At 61.4% G+C, this 14481-nt stretch carries 14 protein-coding genes; 8 read left to right on the top strand and 6 right to left on the bottom strand.

Going from position 1 to position 14481, the window contains the following annotated elements; translation table 11 throughout:
* Positions 1-5: 5 nt before the first annotated feature.
* Complete coding sequence (locus tag ASF84_RS14465) at positions 6-1193, bottom strand: acyl-CoA dehydrogenase family protein (protein WP_056839494.1); 1188 nt, start codon at positions 1191-1193, stop codon at positions 6-8.
* A 337-nt stretch (positions 1194-1530) separates the two neighbouring features.
* On the opposite strand from ASF84_RS14465, the gene ASF84_RS14460 reads away from it, so the two are divergent.
* Positions 1531-1899, top strand: a complete 369-nt coding sequence (locus ASF84_RS14460; RefSeq protein ID WP_056839492.1) for a COG4315 family predicted lipoprotein — start codon at positions 1531-1533, stop codon at positions 1897-1899.
* Between the two features lie 146 nt (positions 1900-2045).
* Here ASF84_RS14460 and ASF84_RS14455 read toward each other — a convergent pair whose 3' ends face one another.
* Positions 2046-2756, bottom strand: a complete 711-nt coding sequence (locus ASF84_RS14455; protein WP_156684238.1) for a metallophosphoesterase — start codon at positions 2754-2756, stop codon at positions 2046-2048.
* Between the two features lie 124 nt (positions 2757-2880).
* On the opposite strand from ASF84_RS14455, the gene ASF84_RS14450 reads away from it, so the two are divergent.
* Positions 2881-3756, top strand: a complete 876-nt coding sequence (locus tag ASF84_RS14450) for an AEC family transporter (protein ID WP_056839490.1) — start codon at positions 2881-2883, stop codon at positions 3754-3756.
* A gap of 129 nt (positions 3757-3885) precedes the next feature.
* On the opposite strand, the gene ASF84_RS14445 is transcribed toward ASF84_RS14450, so the two are convergent.
* On the bottom strand, positions 3886-5415 hold the full coding sequence (locus ASF84_RS14445; RefSeq protein WP_082481596.1) for an IclR family transcriptional regulator domain-containing protein: 1530 nt from the start codon (positions 5413-5415) through the stop codon (positions 3886-3888).
* Between the two features lie 164 nt (positions 5416-5579).
* On the opposite strand from ASF84_RS14445, the gene ASF84_RS14440 reads away from it, so the two are divergent.
* From ASF84_RS14440 to ASF84_RS14430, 3 genes are read left to right on the top strand one after another with little or no spacing between them, the layout of a single operon-like run.
* A complete protein-coding gene (locus ASF84_RS14440) occupies positions 5580-6926 on the top strand; it encodes an MFS transporter (protein WP_056839486.1) in 1347 nt (448 codons plus the stop codon).
* Positions 6927-6937: 11 nt separating this feature from the next.
* Complete coding sequence (locus tag ASF84_RS14435) at positions 6938-7918, top strand: hydroxyacid dehydrogenase (protein ID WP_056839484.1); 981 nt, start codon at positions 6938-6940, stop codon at positions 7916-7918.
* A gap of 21 nt (positions 7919-7939) precedes the next feature.
* Positions 7940-8578 (top strand): RraA family protein, encoded by a 639-nt coding sequence (locus ASF84_RS14430; RefSeq protein WP_056839482.1) that lies wholly within the window; start codon positions 7940-7942, stop codon positions 8576-8578.
* Between the two features lie 52 nt (positions 8579-8630).
* On the opposite strand, the gene ASF84_RS14425 is transcribed toward ASF84_RS14430, so the two are convergent.
* Positions 8631-9461 carry a helix-turn-helix transcriptional regulator gene (locus tag ASF84_RS14425; protein WP_056839480.1) on the bottom strand — a complete coding sequence of 277 codons (831 nt, stop codon included), beginning with the start codon at positions 9459-9461 and terminating at the stop codon, positions 8631-8633.
* Positions 9462-9688: 227 nt separating this feature from the next.
* Between ASF84_RS14425 and ASF84_RS14420 the strand changes: the two genes are divergently transcribed.
* The 3 genes from ASF84_RS14420 (at position 9689) to ASF84_RS14410 (ending at position 12789) form a co-directional block, all read left to right on the top strand.
* Positions 9689-10828 (top strand): tyramine oxidase subunit B, encoded by a 1140-nt coding sequence (locus ASF84_RS14420; RefSeq protein WP_056840151.1) that lies wholly within the window; start codon positions 9689-9691, stop codon positions 10826-10828.
* 28 nt (positions 10829-10856) lie between these two features.
* Positions 10857-11276: a RidA family protein gene (locus ASF84_RS14415; RefSeq protein WP_056839478.1), complete on the top strand. Its 420-nt coding sequence runs from the start codon at positions 10857-10859 to the stop codon at positions 11274-11276.
* Between the two features lie 217 nt (positions 11277-11493).
* On the top strand, positions 11494-12789 hold the full coding sequence (locus ASF84_RS14410) for an NAD(P)/FAD-dependent oxidoreductase (protein WP_056839476.1): 1296 nt from the start codon (positions 11494-11496) through the stop codon (positions 12787-12789).
* Between the two features lie 8 nt (positions 12790-12797).
* Here ASF84_RS14410 and ASF84_RS14405 read toward each other — a convergent pair whose 3' ends face one another.
* Together ASF84_RS14405 and ASF84_RS14400 are read right to left on the bottom strand one after the other, a co-directional pair.
* Positions 12798-13019, bottom strand: coding sequence for a PLD nuclease N-terminal domain-containing protein (locus ASF84_RS14405; RefSeq protein ID WP_056839474.1), 222 nt, complete (start codon positions 13017-13019; stop codon positions 12798-12800).
* A gap of 25 nt (positions 13020-13044) precedes the next feature.
* A complete protein-coding gene (locus tag ASF84_RS14400; RefSeq protein WP_056839471.1) occupies positions 13045-14268 on the bottom strand; it encodes a zinc-dependent alcohol dehydrogenase in 1224 nt (407 codons plus the stop codon).
* Positions 14269-14481: the final 213 nt, after the last annotated feature.

The following is a 14481-nucleotide window of genomic DNA, read 5'->3' as shown; positions in this document are numbered from 1 at the left end:
AATCCTTACGAGTAGAAGGACGGGGTGGGGCGCTTGGCATTCAACGCCCAGTCGCCCAGTTCCTGGATGCGGTAGTCCACCGGGTCGTGCAGGGTCTGGGTGCGCAGGTTGCGCCAGTAACGGTCGAAGCGCAGCGATGCATGGGTGGCCCGGGCGCCGGTGACCTCGAACAGGCGGTTGCAGATGTCCAGTCCGTGGCGGGTAGCGGCCACCTTGGCGGTGCCCACCGCCAGCGCCAGTTGCGCGCGTTCTTCAGCACCCAGGTCATGCTCCTTGCGCCAGGCGTCATCCAGCCGGTGGGCGGCGCGCTCGATCAACAGCCGTACGCTTTCCAGCCCGACCCAGAATTCGCCGTAGTGTTTGAGGATGTAAGGGTCTTCCTGGCTGCTGGAGGCGTTGGAGCGAAACCAGGGCCGGCTTTCCTTGAGCGTGTACTGGCGGGCTTCGTCAAAGGCACCTTCAGCGATGCCCAGAAACAGGTTGGCGAAATGCAGTTGCGCGATCAGCGGGCGCAGGCTGGCGAACGGGGTACTCAAGGGCCCCGGATTGAGCAGCATCTCGGCGTGCTCGACCCGTACACGCTCGAAGGTGGCGCTGCCGCTGTCGGTCTGGCGTTGGCCGATATTGTCCCAGTCGTCATGCAGGCTGATGCCGGTGCGGCCGCTGGGAATGGCCGCAATCAACAGCTTGCCGCCGGCGCTTTCATCGATGGCCGAGGCAATGAGCATCTGCGAGTCACTGGCGCCGGAGCAGAAGCTCTTTTTGCCCGAGAACTCATACCACCCCTCGAATTTGCGCAGCACCGTGCGGGTGTCCAACGGGTTGAGGGCGTTGCCCCAGAACCAGTGGTTACGCGCCGTTTGTTCGAACCATGGTTGCCACTGCTCGGGGCTGGAAAACAGCCGCACCGTGGCCAGCATCAGATGATGAAAGCCAAAGACATGGGCCAGGGAGCTGTCGACCCGGGCCACTTCGCGTACCACCTCGAAGGTATCGTACCAACTGGCGCCCAGGCCGCCATGCTGGCGGGGAATGACCAGCGCCAACAAGCCACTGTCGCGCAATGCGTCCCGCTCGGCCTTGGGCGTGCCCCCCTTGGCATCACGCTCGACGGCGGTTTCGGCAAACCATGGCGTGAGTTCACGCACAGTCTGCAACGGGTTGGTCGGCAGGGCTTGCGGATTGAGGCTCATGGGCGGCTTCCCGGGCAGTAGGGCAGGGTGGATGGCATGGGGGATGTCCTTGGATAAAGAAGGTGCCAAGAGCAGAGCAAGCACTGTTCCATCTTTATCAAAGTCTTTAAAAACAAAGACTTGACGATAAATTTTGTGAGGGCAGGGTGTTGGGCGAGCTTACAAGTGTCGATACGCTGTTGCTGGGTCAACAGCGGTCGGGGTGTTGCTGCATGGACACTGCACGGCATTGGGCAACCGGATGTTTTGCAGGGCTGCGGAACGATATCGGCGCCGGCCTCGTCAGAGTTTTACAACGACCGCGTTGTATCACCCCTGTATCACTACGGAGTTGCCCATGAACGTCAAGATCTGGCTCGCTGCTGCTTCTTTTGCCTTCGCCGGTGCCGCTGTTGCAGCGGACGCCATGCCAGCCATGGAAAAGAACGGCATGTTGGTCGATGCCAAAGGCATGACCCTGTACACCTTTGAGAAGGATTCGGACGGCAAGAGCGTGTGCAACGACAAGTGCGCTGAAAACTGGCCGCCTCTCAAAGCCAGTGCCAGTGATAAGGCCAGTGGTGAATGGACCGTAATCAAGCGCGACGATGGCAGCATGCAGTGGGCCTACGACGATGACCCGCTGTACACCTACGTGATGGACAAGCAGGCCGGCGACATGACCGGTGACGGCAAGGGTGGTAACTGGAAAGTCGCCAAGCCCTGATTTTTAACGCCTGGCCAGACCCGTTCTGCCTGTACAGGGCGGGTTTGATGGCGTGTAAACAAACACTGTCGTAATACCACCCCATATATTGAAAGCTTGGATCTTCCCAACTCCATCTGTAACACAGTAATCAGGTCAGGGGGGACTCAAACAGGGCGCTGATCAAGCCTGTCCACACACCTGCCATTTACATACAGTGCATCTTCCTGCACGCAGTAAATCCCTAATGGCCCTTCACCGCCGCCCGTGCAGTCCAGTGCCATGACATTCCCCAGGCGCTGCGGACAGGGCAGCCGGGTATGGCCTACGCATACGCGCCAGACACCTTCTACTCCGGCAGGCTGCTGTCTGAGAATGCGCTCGCGTCCCCAGAGCACGGACTGTTCGATACGCGGGTCATCCAAGTGCTCGATGAGCGTCTGCCAGCCGAGCGCGGCCGGGATGTCGGCATGCAGGACGCCGACGATGCCGTGTGCCGATTCGATTTCGATCACCAGCGGCAGGCTTTGCAGCTTGCCAATGATCATGCCGCGCGATTCATCGGCAATGTTCAGCCACCAGCGGGCGCCATGGGCCGAGTAAGGCACCTGCGGGTGTTCCAGCCAGGCACGGATCAGCATGTGCTCGTGATTGCCTTGCACGGCATGAAACCAGGGCTGGCCCAACAGTGTCAGGCCCTCGATCACCTCAAGACCCCGGTCGATCAGGTCGCCGACGCCGATCACCCGGTCAGTTGTTTTATCAAAGCCCAGTGCTTCAAGACCCTGGTAGAGCTCAGTGATCTTGAAGTGAATATCGCCGACCACGAAGTCCCGGCCTTGGGTATTGCGCGGCAGTTTCAATAGCTTTGCATGCATGGGACGGATGTTCTCGCAAAGGGCTGTGGGGCATTGGAGGGCTGAAGCAGGCAATAAATTGCAACACATGTTGCACCTTACCCCTGGTCGCTTCAGCATGGGGCATTTTCAGGGAGGAGTATCCATGCTCGCTTCATTATTTGCCGTTCTGGCACCGGTCTTTATTGTCGCCAGTATCGGTTATGCATGGGCGCGCAATGGACAGCATTATCCGACCGACTTCATCGCCCGACTGGTCATGACCATCGGTACGCCGTCGCTGGTGCTCTCGACCTTGAGCCGCACCCGGCTCGATTCCAGCGCGTTTCTCAGCATGGCGCTGGCGTGCGTGCTGTGCATGGCGGCCATGGCGCTGATCGGCCTGCTGGTCAGCAAGGCGTTTCGTCAGCATTGGCGCGTGCTGGTGCCGGCCTTCATGTTCCCCAATACCGGCAATATGGGCCTGCCGATCAGCCTGTATGCCTTTGGTGACCACGGCCTGGCGCTGGCGGTGGCCTTTTTCCTGACCCTGTCGATTTTTCAGTTCACCCTGGGGCTTGCCCTGGCCGGTGGCATTGCCTCGTTCAAGGACTTGCTGCGCAACCCGATCGTGATCAGCCTGGTGCTGGCCATACCGATCATCTTTCTCGACCTGCAACTCCCGCGGTGGATGGTCAATACCGTCAACCTGCTGGGCGGCATGAGTATTCCGTTGATGTTGCTGACGCTCGGAGTCTCGCTGGCCAGTATTCGCTTGCATCATGTGGCCAGCGGCATGCTGCAGGGCGGCTTGCGCATCGTGCTGGGCGCGGCGGTGGGCTGGCTGGTCGGTATGGCGCTGGACCTGGAGCCGCTGGCGCGGGCCGTGCTGGTCACCCAGTCAGCCATGCCGGTGGCGGTGTTCAACTACCTGCTGGCGGTGCGCGCCAACCAGTCGCCGGAAAAGGTTGCCAACCTGGTGATGTGCTCGACCGTGCTGTCGTTTGCCTGGCTGCCGGTGCTGCTGGCCGCGTGGATGTAACACAGGCACTGTAGGAGCGCGCTTGCCCGCGACCGGCTGCGCAGCAGTCGTAGATTTGCAGCGTTTCCGAGATTTCTGCGAGCGCTACGCACTCGGTCGCGGTGGTCCGGCATTCCGGCAAGCGCGCTCCTACCCCGGCCCATGCTCGCTGCGCGACAGCGTCACACCCACTGACAGCAGGTTTTCGATCTGGCGCGCCGCTTCCAGCATGCGCTGGGCGATATGGGGCAATGCCTGCTCGTCCTTGCGGTATTGCGGGATGGTCGCTGAAATGGAGCCGCGTACTTCACCATCGATGAAGTAGGGCACCGCCAGGCCAAAGGCTCCGGGCACTCGCTCGCCGTCGCCGGTGGCCCAGCCACGCTGGCGAATCGCGCTGAGATCACTGACCAGCGCTGATGCGCGGGTGATGGTTGCCTCGGTGATGGCAACCAGTTGCAATGTCTCGACCAGCGCAGGGTCCAGCCAGGCCAGCACGGCCTTGCCTGCGGCCCCTGCATACAGCGGCACATCGACGTGAGTCTGCAGTTTGTACTGAATAGGTCGCCAGCCTTGCAGCACTTCCAGGAACTGCGCTTTTTGCGTGTGCGCGTCATAGCTGAGAAAGGCGACGGTTTCTCCGGTGTCCTGGACCAGCGTTTGCAGGATCGAGCGACATAGCCCGGCAGGGTCGATCGGCATGTTGGTGATCCGCGCTGCCCATTGATAGAGCTTGGGGCCCGGGAACAGCCGCGTGCCGTCACCGCTCAACAGCCCCTCCTGGGTGGCCGACTGGATAAATCGCTTGGCCGTGATGCCGTTACACATCAGGTGATCGTGAATTCTGGCGCCATTATTGAACCCGTTCGGGCAGGCGCAGGCCATTTGTACAAGCCGCTCGAGCCGGGCGATGGTGGACTTGGCATCGTTTGTCGACGTCTCGCTCAGATGCTGAATGTCCTGGGCGCAACAGGCGTCGAACCGAGCGTCGATCGCAGCCAGGACTTTGTCGACATCGGCATCCTGCAACGAAGGCTGTGCGTCAGGTACCTCGCTGAACGAGTGCAGTGACAAGGCCAGGGTCAAGCCGTTGGACAGGGTACGCACTACGATCGACATGGCGCGGGGAAACTCGGACTCAGCCAGGTAGGGCGGCTGCGCTGCGTTGTCGGCCATCCCCCTGTCTATGCGCAGATAATCGCTGAACGCGCGGCCAATATCGCCAAATTCGAGAGGATAGATCACCCCGGGTTCCGGCCTGAAACTCAGCGTACCCCTGGATTCGCTGCAAGCCGTTACGAAATAGCCATTATCGGCTGCGCAATGAACCGACAGCATGGCTGTACAGCCGGCATTTTCAACCAGAGTCCCAGCCAGCAAATCGCCGGTATGCAGCAAGGGGCTGCCGACGTTTAGCGCGTGGGCCAAAACCTTGAGCCGGGGTCCCAGGCTGTATTTCCCCGTGCCGACCTCGCTGGCAAAACCGCGCTCGACCAGGGACAACAACAACCGATTGACCGTGCTGCGACTTTCGTTCAACTCGGCCGCCAGCTCCCGCACGCCCCACGGTTCGGCCGCCATGCGGCGCACCAGCGCATCGATGACTTCGATCAACCGGGTATGGCTGGAGGTGGCCGCAGTGCGAGGTACAGCAGAAGTAACCGGGTTTGCCTGATTCATCGTCAAGTGGGTCGCCGCAAAGAAGCGCTATTTTGCGGGCGAAGGCCATCGAACCGCAATCGCATCGAGCAGTTGACAAGCCTTGACGCCTTGGCGATGCTATAAAAACAAAACAGGACGTCGTCCCATTTTTTGTAAAAGCGTTCGATTAATCCGGAGTGCCCATGAATAACAACAATGCTGCTGCACCCACCGTGAGCCTGGCCACGGAACCGTCCGAGCAAACCCGAAAGGCCAAGAAAGCCACACGCGCAGCGGTGTTCGGCACCTTTGTCGAGTACTACGATTTCAGTGTGTATGGCTACCTGGCCGCCACGCTGGCGATGGTGTTCTTCCCTTCGGATGACCCCACCACCGGTCTGCTCAACACGTTCCTGGTGTTTGGCTCGGCTTTTCTGGTGCGACCGCTGGGTGCGATTGCCTTCGGCTGGTTGGGCGACAAGGTTGGCCGGCGTACCAGCCTGATCGCCAGCATCACCCTGATGGGGGCAGCCGCCACCCTGATCGGCCTGCTGCCGGGCTACGCGCAGATTGGCGTCTGGGCGCCAATTTTTCTGGTGTTGCTGCGCATGCTGCAGGGCTTTTCGGCCGGCGGCGAGATTGGCGGCGCAGCCAGCTACATCCGCGAATGGGCGCCGGCCAACCGCCGTGCGCTGTATATCTCTTTCCTGCCGTCGATTGCCCAGTTCGGCAAGGGCCTGGCCGCCGCCATCGCAGGGCTTGCCGCCGCCTTCCTGACCGATCCGCAAATGATGGACTGGGGCTGGCGGGTGCCGTTCCTGCTGGCGTTGCCGCTGGGCATCATCGGCTTGTACATGCGCCTGAGTATTGAAGACAGCCCGGAGTTTTCGTCGAAAAAGGAAGGCGGTGCCGTCGAGCAGACCCAGCCCTTCATGCAACTGGTGCGTGAATATCCAAGGCAGTTGCTCAAGGTCATCATGATTTCGCTGGTGCAGAACGTGGGCACCTACATCGGCACGGTGTTTATCGCGTCGTACTTCAGTTCGGTGCTCAAGTACTCCAAGGGACAGGCCTCGACCATCGTGCTGATTGCCGTGACCCTGGCCGCGTTTCTGATCCCGCTGGCCGGTCAGCTGGGTTCGGTTCGCGGCAGCCGCTCGCTGCTGCGTTTCTCGTATGCCGGTTACGCGCTGCTGTCGATCCCGGCGTTCATGCTGATGCAGAAGGGTGACATCACCTACGCCATCCTGGGCCTGGCCATTCTGATGATTCCCTACGCCTTGTGCGTGGCCGGCACCTATTCGGCCATGCCCGAATTCTTCCCCACCCATATCCGCCATACCGGCGTGGCCTTCGGGCATAGCGTGGGGGCAGTCATCGGTGGCGGCGCAGGTCCTTATCTGGCGACCTGGCTGACCGGCACCACGGGCGATCTGTCGGCACCGAGCTACATCCTGTGCGCCGCAGGCCTGCTGGGGCTGTGGGTGATTTCCACGGTTCGCCCACATGACGCCTCCAGCCACAACACCGACAACCATCAATTCAAGTGAGTGAGTCTGTCATGCCTCTGATTTTTGTGACCAGCCCGATCCATGAACAGGTTCTGCAAGCGTTGGGTACTTATGGCGAGGTTCGCCTGGGCTACGGCGAGCACGCGGTCAACTATGACGCCATCGCGCATGACGTCGACGCGGTCTTTTTGCGCGGCGGGCACATGACCGCCGAACGCATCGCGGCCTCGCCACGGCTGAAAATCATCGCGCGCCACGGTGCCGGCTACGACAACGTCGACACGCTGGCGGCCGCCGAGCACGGTATCTGGGTCACCAATACGCCAGGCGCCAACTGCCGCAGCGTGGTCGAGCATGTCTTTGCGCTGTTATTGGCGATCAGCCGACAACTGATCACCGCCGCGCAACAGACCCGCGACGGTAACTGGGCTCGGGACCGACTGGCCCTCAGCGGCATCGAGCTTGAAGGGCGTACCCTGGGCCTGATCGGCTTTGGCAATATCGGTCAGCACGTGGCCCCGGTGGCTGAAGCCTTCGGCATGAAGGTGGTGTTCACCGACCCGGCCTTCGACACCCGCCATGATGCGCGCTGGGTCGACCTCGACACCTTGCTGGCCACCGCCGATGTCGTCAGCCTGCATGTACCGCTGTTACCGGGCACCCGTCATCTGCTGGGGGCAACCGAGTTCGACAAGATGAAACCGGGGGCGGTGCTGATCAACACCAGCCGCGGTGGTGTGGTGGATGAGGGCGCGCTGAGCGATGCGCTGCGCAGCGGCCGGCTGGCCGGGGCCGGCGTCGATGTACTCGATGCGGAGAATGTCGACATGATCGACCCTTTCAAACACAACACCCTGGCCGTGGCGGACCTGCCGAACCTGATCGTGACCCCGCATGTGGCCGGGCAGACCGACGAGTCGCTGCTGCGCGTGGGCATGAGTGCGGTCGAGGCCATTGCCGCCGTCTTGCGCGGCCAGGCGCCAGCGCATCCGGTCAACCAACCTGTGGCTGCCTTGCAGCGCCAGGCCTGATCATTTTTTGTCGAGGTCATCATGTTCATCAACGTATCGGCTGAAAACATTGGCGTGACGCCGCATTGGGAGCGCGCCGATCTCACGGTGCTGCACGCCATCTCTCACTATCCGGTCGCCCTGATCGGCGATGTCCTGCAACGCATGGGCATGATGGCTTCGGTCATTCGCCATGTGGCCGGCAAGCCTTCGTTTTTCGGCACCATCCTGCCGGTGCTGACTCGCGAGGGCGACAACCTGGCGATTCATCGGGCGCTGGACGATGCCCAACCCGGGGATGTGCTGGTCATCAACGGCAATGGTGAAACCAATCGTGCGGTGTTCGGCGACCTGCTGGGTGAGGTGTGCCTGGCGAGAAAAGTGGCAGCGGTGGTCATTGATGGCGCGGTGCGTGATATCGAGGAACTGGACGTCATGGGTCTGCCGGTCTATGCCCGTGCCGTCAATCCCGCCGGCCCCTCCAAGACCGGGCCGGGCCTGGTCGGCACGGCGGTAGCGTGTGCGCATGTGGTCTGCAACCCCGGCGATGCCATTGTGGGCGACCGTGACGGCATCATCGTGATCAGCCGGCAGGTGCTGCCCTCACTGCTGGAAAAGCTCAAGGTTCAGGACGGTTTCGAGAACCGTTTCAGGGAGCAGGTCCGCGCCAGCGTGCAGTAACCGGCACATTGATGGTGCGCAAGCCTCTTCAGGTGCGCCAAGAACATGCACCTCAGGCCGTTACATCAATCCGTGCCCGACCAGCGCTCTTTATAAGCTGGCGTTGATAGTCGTTGGGCGTGGTGCTGATCAGTTGCTTGAAGTCGCGCAGGAAATGCGACTGGTCGGTAAAGCCCAGATCCTGCGCCAGGTCGGAAAACGACAGCTCGAATCCGTTGCTGATGCAGCTCAATGCGGCCTGGCAACGGATGATGCGGCAAAAGGTCTTGGGCGTCATGCCGGTGTCGTGGCGAAACTGGCGCTGCAACGTGCGCTCGGTGTAACCGCTCAGGGCCTCCAGCTGGCTGATGCGAATGTCGCCCCGGTGCGCCAGCACCTTGTCGATGACCAGGGTGGTGAGCGCCGAGGTGGTGCGTGACAGGCTGGCGGGGGCAAAGCCGTTGAACAGCGCCATCTGTTCGTCGAACTGCACCTCGCGGGTAATGCTTTCGATCATGTCCTGGGCGTTAGGCAGCAGGTCTTGCAGGTCGATTTGCTGTTCGGCCAGATCCTCGGCCAGGTTCTGGGCAAAGCCCGGTATCACGCCTGGGCGGAAACGCACCCCGAAGTAACGGTGCTGGTGTAGCAAATCCACCCGCTGCGCCTTCAACGGGGTGCCACACAGCTTGGCGCCCGGCCGGCTGGCGTCACAGTCGAACAGAATGTCGACGCAGCCATCCGGCACCGCAAAGGTCAGGTCCGAAGGCGTGGCGATGTCCAGGGCATAAAAGTGCGAAATCGCCGGGTGACGGGTGTTGATGACCCGATAACGCGATGAATTCAGCACAAACCAGGGCTGTTCGCCAAGGTCGCGCGGGGCATGGACCGGTGAGGGTGAGGTCATGGATCTTGCACCTGAAAAGCGATCTGCACGTGAAGTCACGGTGTTCACGATTGCCATTGCATTGCAATTAGCGCACCAGTGGCCGTCTGCTCGAACATGTCGGGTTTTTACAATACGCCCGTCAGCGGCCTCCCTAGACTCGAAATCACCTGACCCGGACAGCTCAAGGCAGGCCGAATGCGGCGCCAGAGCGGCCGCCCACTATGTCTCAGTGCTTCGAGATAAACATGACCCACAATACCAAGATCGACTTTATCTACTTGTCTGAGCAGGACATGATCCGCGCCGGGGTGACCGACATGCCTTCGTGCGTCGACACCATGGAAGAGATGTTCGGCCTGCTGTACCACGGCGACTATCGCATGGCGGGGCCGAACAACGATTCGCACGGTGCCATGGTGACCTTTCCCGAACACTCGCCGTTTCCGACCATGCCCAAGCCTACTGCCGACCGGCGCATGATGGCGATGCCGGCGTACCTGGGCGGTAACTTCTGCACCGCCGGCGTGAAATGGTACGGCTCCAACATCGCCAACCGCGACAAGGGGCTGCCGCGCTCGATCCTGATGTTCACCCTCAACGATCCGGACACCGGCGCGCCACTGGCGCACATGTCGGCCAACCTGTTGTCGGCCTACCGCACCGGCGCCATTCCGGGTGTTGGTGCCAGGCACCTGGCGCGCAAGGATTCCAGGGTCATCGGCCTGTTGGGGCCCGGCGTGATGGGCAAGACCTCGGTGGCCGCGTTCATAGCCGTGTGCCCACAGATCGACACGATCAAGATCAAGGCCCGCGGACAGCGCAGCCTGGATGATTTCCTGACCTGGATCGGTGTCACCTTCCCGCAGATCGTCAATGTCCAGGTGGTCGACACGCTTGAAGAAGTGGTGCGCGGCTCGGACCTGGTGACCTATTGCAGCTCTGGCGAAGTGGGCGACCCCAATGCCTATCCGATCGTGAAGCGCGAGTGGGTCAAGCCCGGTGCGTTCCTGGCAATGCCGGCCGCGTGCAACATCGACGCCGGTATGGAACAGGCCGATGTGCGCAAGGTGGTCGACAACACCGGTCTTTACCAGGCCTGGTTCCACGAACTGCCCAAGCCTGCGCACCACTGCGTGCCGGTGATCGGCGTGCGCTTCATGGACATGATCGCCGAGGGCTCGTTGCAGCCTGAACAGGTCGAGGACATCGGCAAGATCATCGCCGGCGACGCGCCGGGCCGTTTGAACGATGAAGAAATCATTCTGATGTCGGTCGGTGGCATGCCGGTCGAGGACGTGGCCTGGGGCACGGTGGTGTACCGCAATGCCATCGAGCGCGGCATCGGCATCAAGCTGAACCTCTGGGAAACCCCGGTTCTCAGCTGATCGAACATTTTTCATAAGGAAATACGGCATGACCCAGATCACCAAGCTCAAGACCGGTTCGAAATTCGAAGACATGGCCAGCTACTCGCGCTTGGTCGCCGTCGACAACTGGATCTTCGTGTCCAACACCGCTGGCCGTAACCCGCAGACCAAGGAAATCCCCGAAGACCTGGTCGAGCAGACCCACCAGGTGTTCGCCAACATCGAGGCGGCACTGGCGGCAGTGGATGCCAGTCTGGCCGACGTGGTGTGCTCGCGGGTATTCATTCAGGACCCGGCCGATGTGCCACAGGTGATGGAAATCATTGGCCAGAAGTTTCGCGGCGTCGACCCGGCCAGCACCGTGACCTGTCCGCCACTGGGCTCGACCGTCTACAAGGTCGAGCTGGAAGTGACCGCCTACCGCGGTGCGGCACGCGCCGAAGTGACGCAGATCAGTCTCCTGTAGGAGCGCGCTTGCCCGCGACCGGCTGCGTAGCAGTCGTAAAATTGCAGCGTTTCGCAGATATTGAATGTGTTCGCAGCCGTAAGATTTTTGGCGTTTCGCAGATTTTGCGAGCGCTACGCACTCGGTCGCGGGCAAGCGCGCTCCTACTCCGGCTCCATGTTTGCTGCGCGACCGCGCGGCGGGTGATTTTTTACCAGTTTTCCAGAGTCATAGACCCATGGCCCCTACCATTGCGCCTGTAAACACCTCCCATCCGCTGCCGGCCTCGACCACGGTGGTCATCATCGGCGGCGGCATCATCGGCCTGACGGCGGCCTTGACCCTGGCCGAGCGCAACATTCCGGTCGTGGTCCTGGAAAAAGGCCGGATTGCCGGTGAGCAGTCTTCGCGCAACCTGGGCTGGATCCGCAAGACCAGCCGCCATGCCGCCGACATTCCCCTGGCCCAGGCCGCCGACCGGCTATGGGCACAAATGCCCGAGCGGGTAGGGGTTGATGTGGGTTATCGCCAGGCCGGCATCATGTTCATCGCCCGTAACGAAGCGCAGATGGCGATGCATGAGCAATGGCTCAAGGGTGTGGAGCCGCTGGCGCTGGGCTCGCGCCTGCTGAGCAAGCAGGAAATTGCCCAGCATGTGCCAGGCGGGCAGGGCGACTGGCTTGGCGGCATCTACACACCGTCAGACGGCCGTGCCGAACCGACGCTGGCCGCCAGCGCCATTGCCAATGCGGCCATCGCCAAGGGCGCGGTGATCATCGAGCAGTGTGCGGTGCGTACTGTACAAACCTCGGGCGGGCGGGTCAGTGGCGTGGTCACCGAGCGCGGTGAGATTCGTTGCGAGCAGGTGCTGCTGGCCGGTGGCCTATGGTCGCGCCGTTTTCTGGGCAACCTGGGCATCAACCTGCCCACGCTGCCACTGACCTGCTCGGTGCTGCGCACCCGACCCATGAACGGGCCGACTGACATTGCTGTGGGCGCGCCGGACTTTTCCTTTCGCAAGCACATCGATGGGGGCTACATCATCACCCAGCGCGGGGCACTGGACGCTTTCCTGACCCTGGATCACTTCTTGTTGGGGAGCAAATACCTGCCAGCCTTGAAGTCGCAGCGCGACTTTCTGCGAATTTCCATGGGCAAGTATTTCTTCAAGGACCTGGCCCTGGCCCGCCGCTGGAAAGCTGATGCGGTTTCGCCCTTCGAACGTGTACGCATTCAGGACCCGGCGGCCAACAATGGACTCAACGACGAGGCCATGCGTAACCTGCGGGCAGCCTGGCCGGTGTTTCAGAATGCCGAGATCGAGCAGGCATGGGCGGGGACCATTGATATAACACCGGACTCCAATCCGGTTATAGACCAGGTGTCTGCAATTCCCGGCCTGGTGCTGGCCAGTGGTTTCTCGGGCCATGGCTTCGGCACGTCGCCGGCCGCCGGTCACTTGGCTGCCGACCTGGTGTCAGGCCAGGCGCCGATCATCGACCCGGCGCCTTATCGTTTCACACGTTTTGCCTGAGGCCAGGCTCAGCCCTTGCTGTGATTGGGTGAGCTGGGCGGTCTGGCGATGCCACGGGGGCCGGCGATACCCCAGATCGCCAGGCCCACCAGCGGCATGGCAACTATCAGGATAGTCCAGCCGATTTTCGTGCCCGACGATTTGGTGCTGCGCCAGACGCTGACGACGGCCCAGATGTCCAGCAGCAGGATGATGATCGTCAAGGCGATCGAGAACAATGACGTTTCCATGAGGCAGTTCCTTGTGTAGCGCGTTTTAAACGACCGGTACGACGCCTACCGACTCGACGATGGGGGCCTCGATATGGCTTTTGCCCGGCGTCAGAATGACCTTGCGGCAGTCTTCCTGGCGCTTGTCGAAAATCTTGTAGCCTTCGGCCGCCTGCTCCAGCGACAGACGATGGGTAATGATGGCTTCCGGCGCCAGCCTGCCGGTCTCGATATGCCCCAGCAGCTCGGGCAGGTAGCGCTGCACATGGGTCTGGCCCATGCGAAAGGTCAGGCCCTTGTCGAACGCATCGCCAAACAGAAAACCATGAATGAACCCGGAGTAGACCCCCGGCACACTGACCACGCCGCCGCGCCTGACCGCCGCGATGCACTGGCGCAGGGCCTTGCCGCTACTGCCTTCGAGCTTGAGCGTGGCCAGGATGGTTTCGGTGGTACTGCCCTTGGCCTCGAAACCCACCGCGTCAACCACGCCATCGACCCCGCGCATGCCAGGCGTCTGCTGGATGATGGTGTCGGCCGGGTCATCGTCCTCGTCGAAATTGATCGGAATCACGCCGTAGGTTTTCTGTGCATACGCCAGGCGGTAGGCATGGTGGTCGACCATGAAAATGCGCTCGGCGCCCAGCATGCGTGCCACGGCGGCACATAACAGCCCCACCGGTCCGGCACCGTAGATGGCGAGGCTGGAGCCATTGCCGATTTCGGCGTTGGTGACCGCCTGGTAAGCGGTGGGCAGAATATCGGACAGAAACAGCACCTTCTCGTCCGCCAGCGTGCCCGGCACCTTGAATGGCCCGGTATTGGCTTTGGGCACCCGCACGTATTCGGCCTGGCCACCGGGCACGCCGCCGTACAGGTGGCTGTAGCCAAACAGTGCTGCACCGGCCGGAATGGCCTTTTTATTGAGGATTGCGCCGCGCCCGGTGTTGGTGGTTTCGCAGGCGGCAAACAGATCGTGCTGGCAGAAGAAACAGCTGCCGCAGGCAATCACGAAGGGAATCACCACCCGATCACCGGGACGGACTGCTGTCACGGCGGTGCCGGCTTCCTCGACCACGCCCATGAACTCATGGCCGAATATATCGCCGTGCTCGACCGCTGGAATCTTGCCTCGATAAAGGTGCAGGTCCGAGCCGCAGATGGCAGTGGCCGTGACCCGCAAAATGATGTCGTCCGGTTGTTGCAGGACCGGATCCGCAACGGTGTCGACCTTGACGTTGTGGGCGCCGTGATAGGTAAGTGCTCTCATATCGCTATCAGCCTGATCGTGGGGGATGATAGTTAAATGAGGCAGCGTCGAAGGGCTAAGTTCCGAGTAATGTTCCAGACGGAACATGCTCATGACAGATTTAAACCGTTCGTCTTGTAATGGGGCGCTGCAACGGATCAAGTGGCTATGACGGCGCGTCAAACGTGAGCCGGCTGCACGTATAAAAACCGAGTGCAGCCAGACATAAACGTA

Origin of the sequence: Pseudomonas sp. Leaf127, from assembly GCF_001423155.1 — a bacterium.
GTDB classification, from domain to species: domain Bacteria; phylum Pseudomonadota; class Gammaproteobacteria; order Pseudomonadales; family Pseudomonadaceae; genus Aquipseudomonas; species Aquipseudomonas ovata.
The sequence above is the reverse complement of the archived record's forward strand: the minus strand, read 5'-3'. Positions and strand labels throughout refer to the sequence as shown.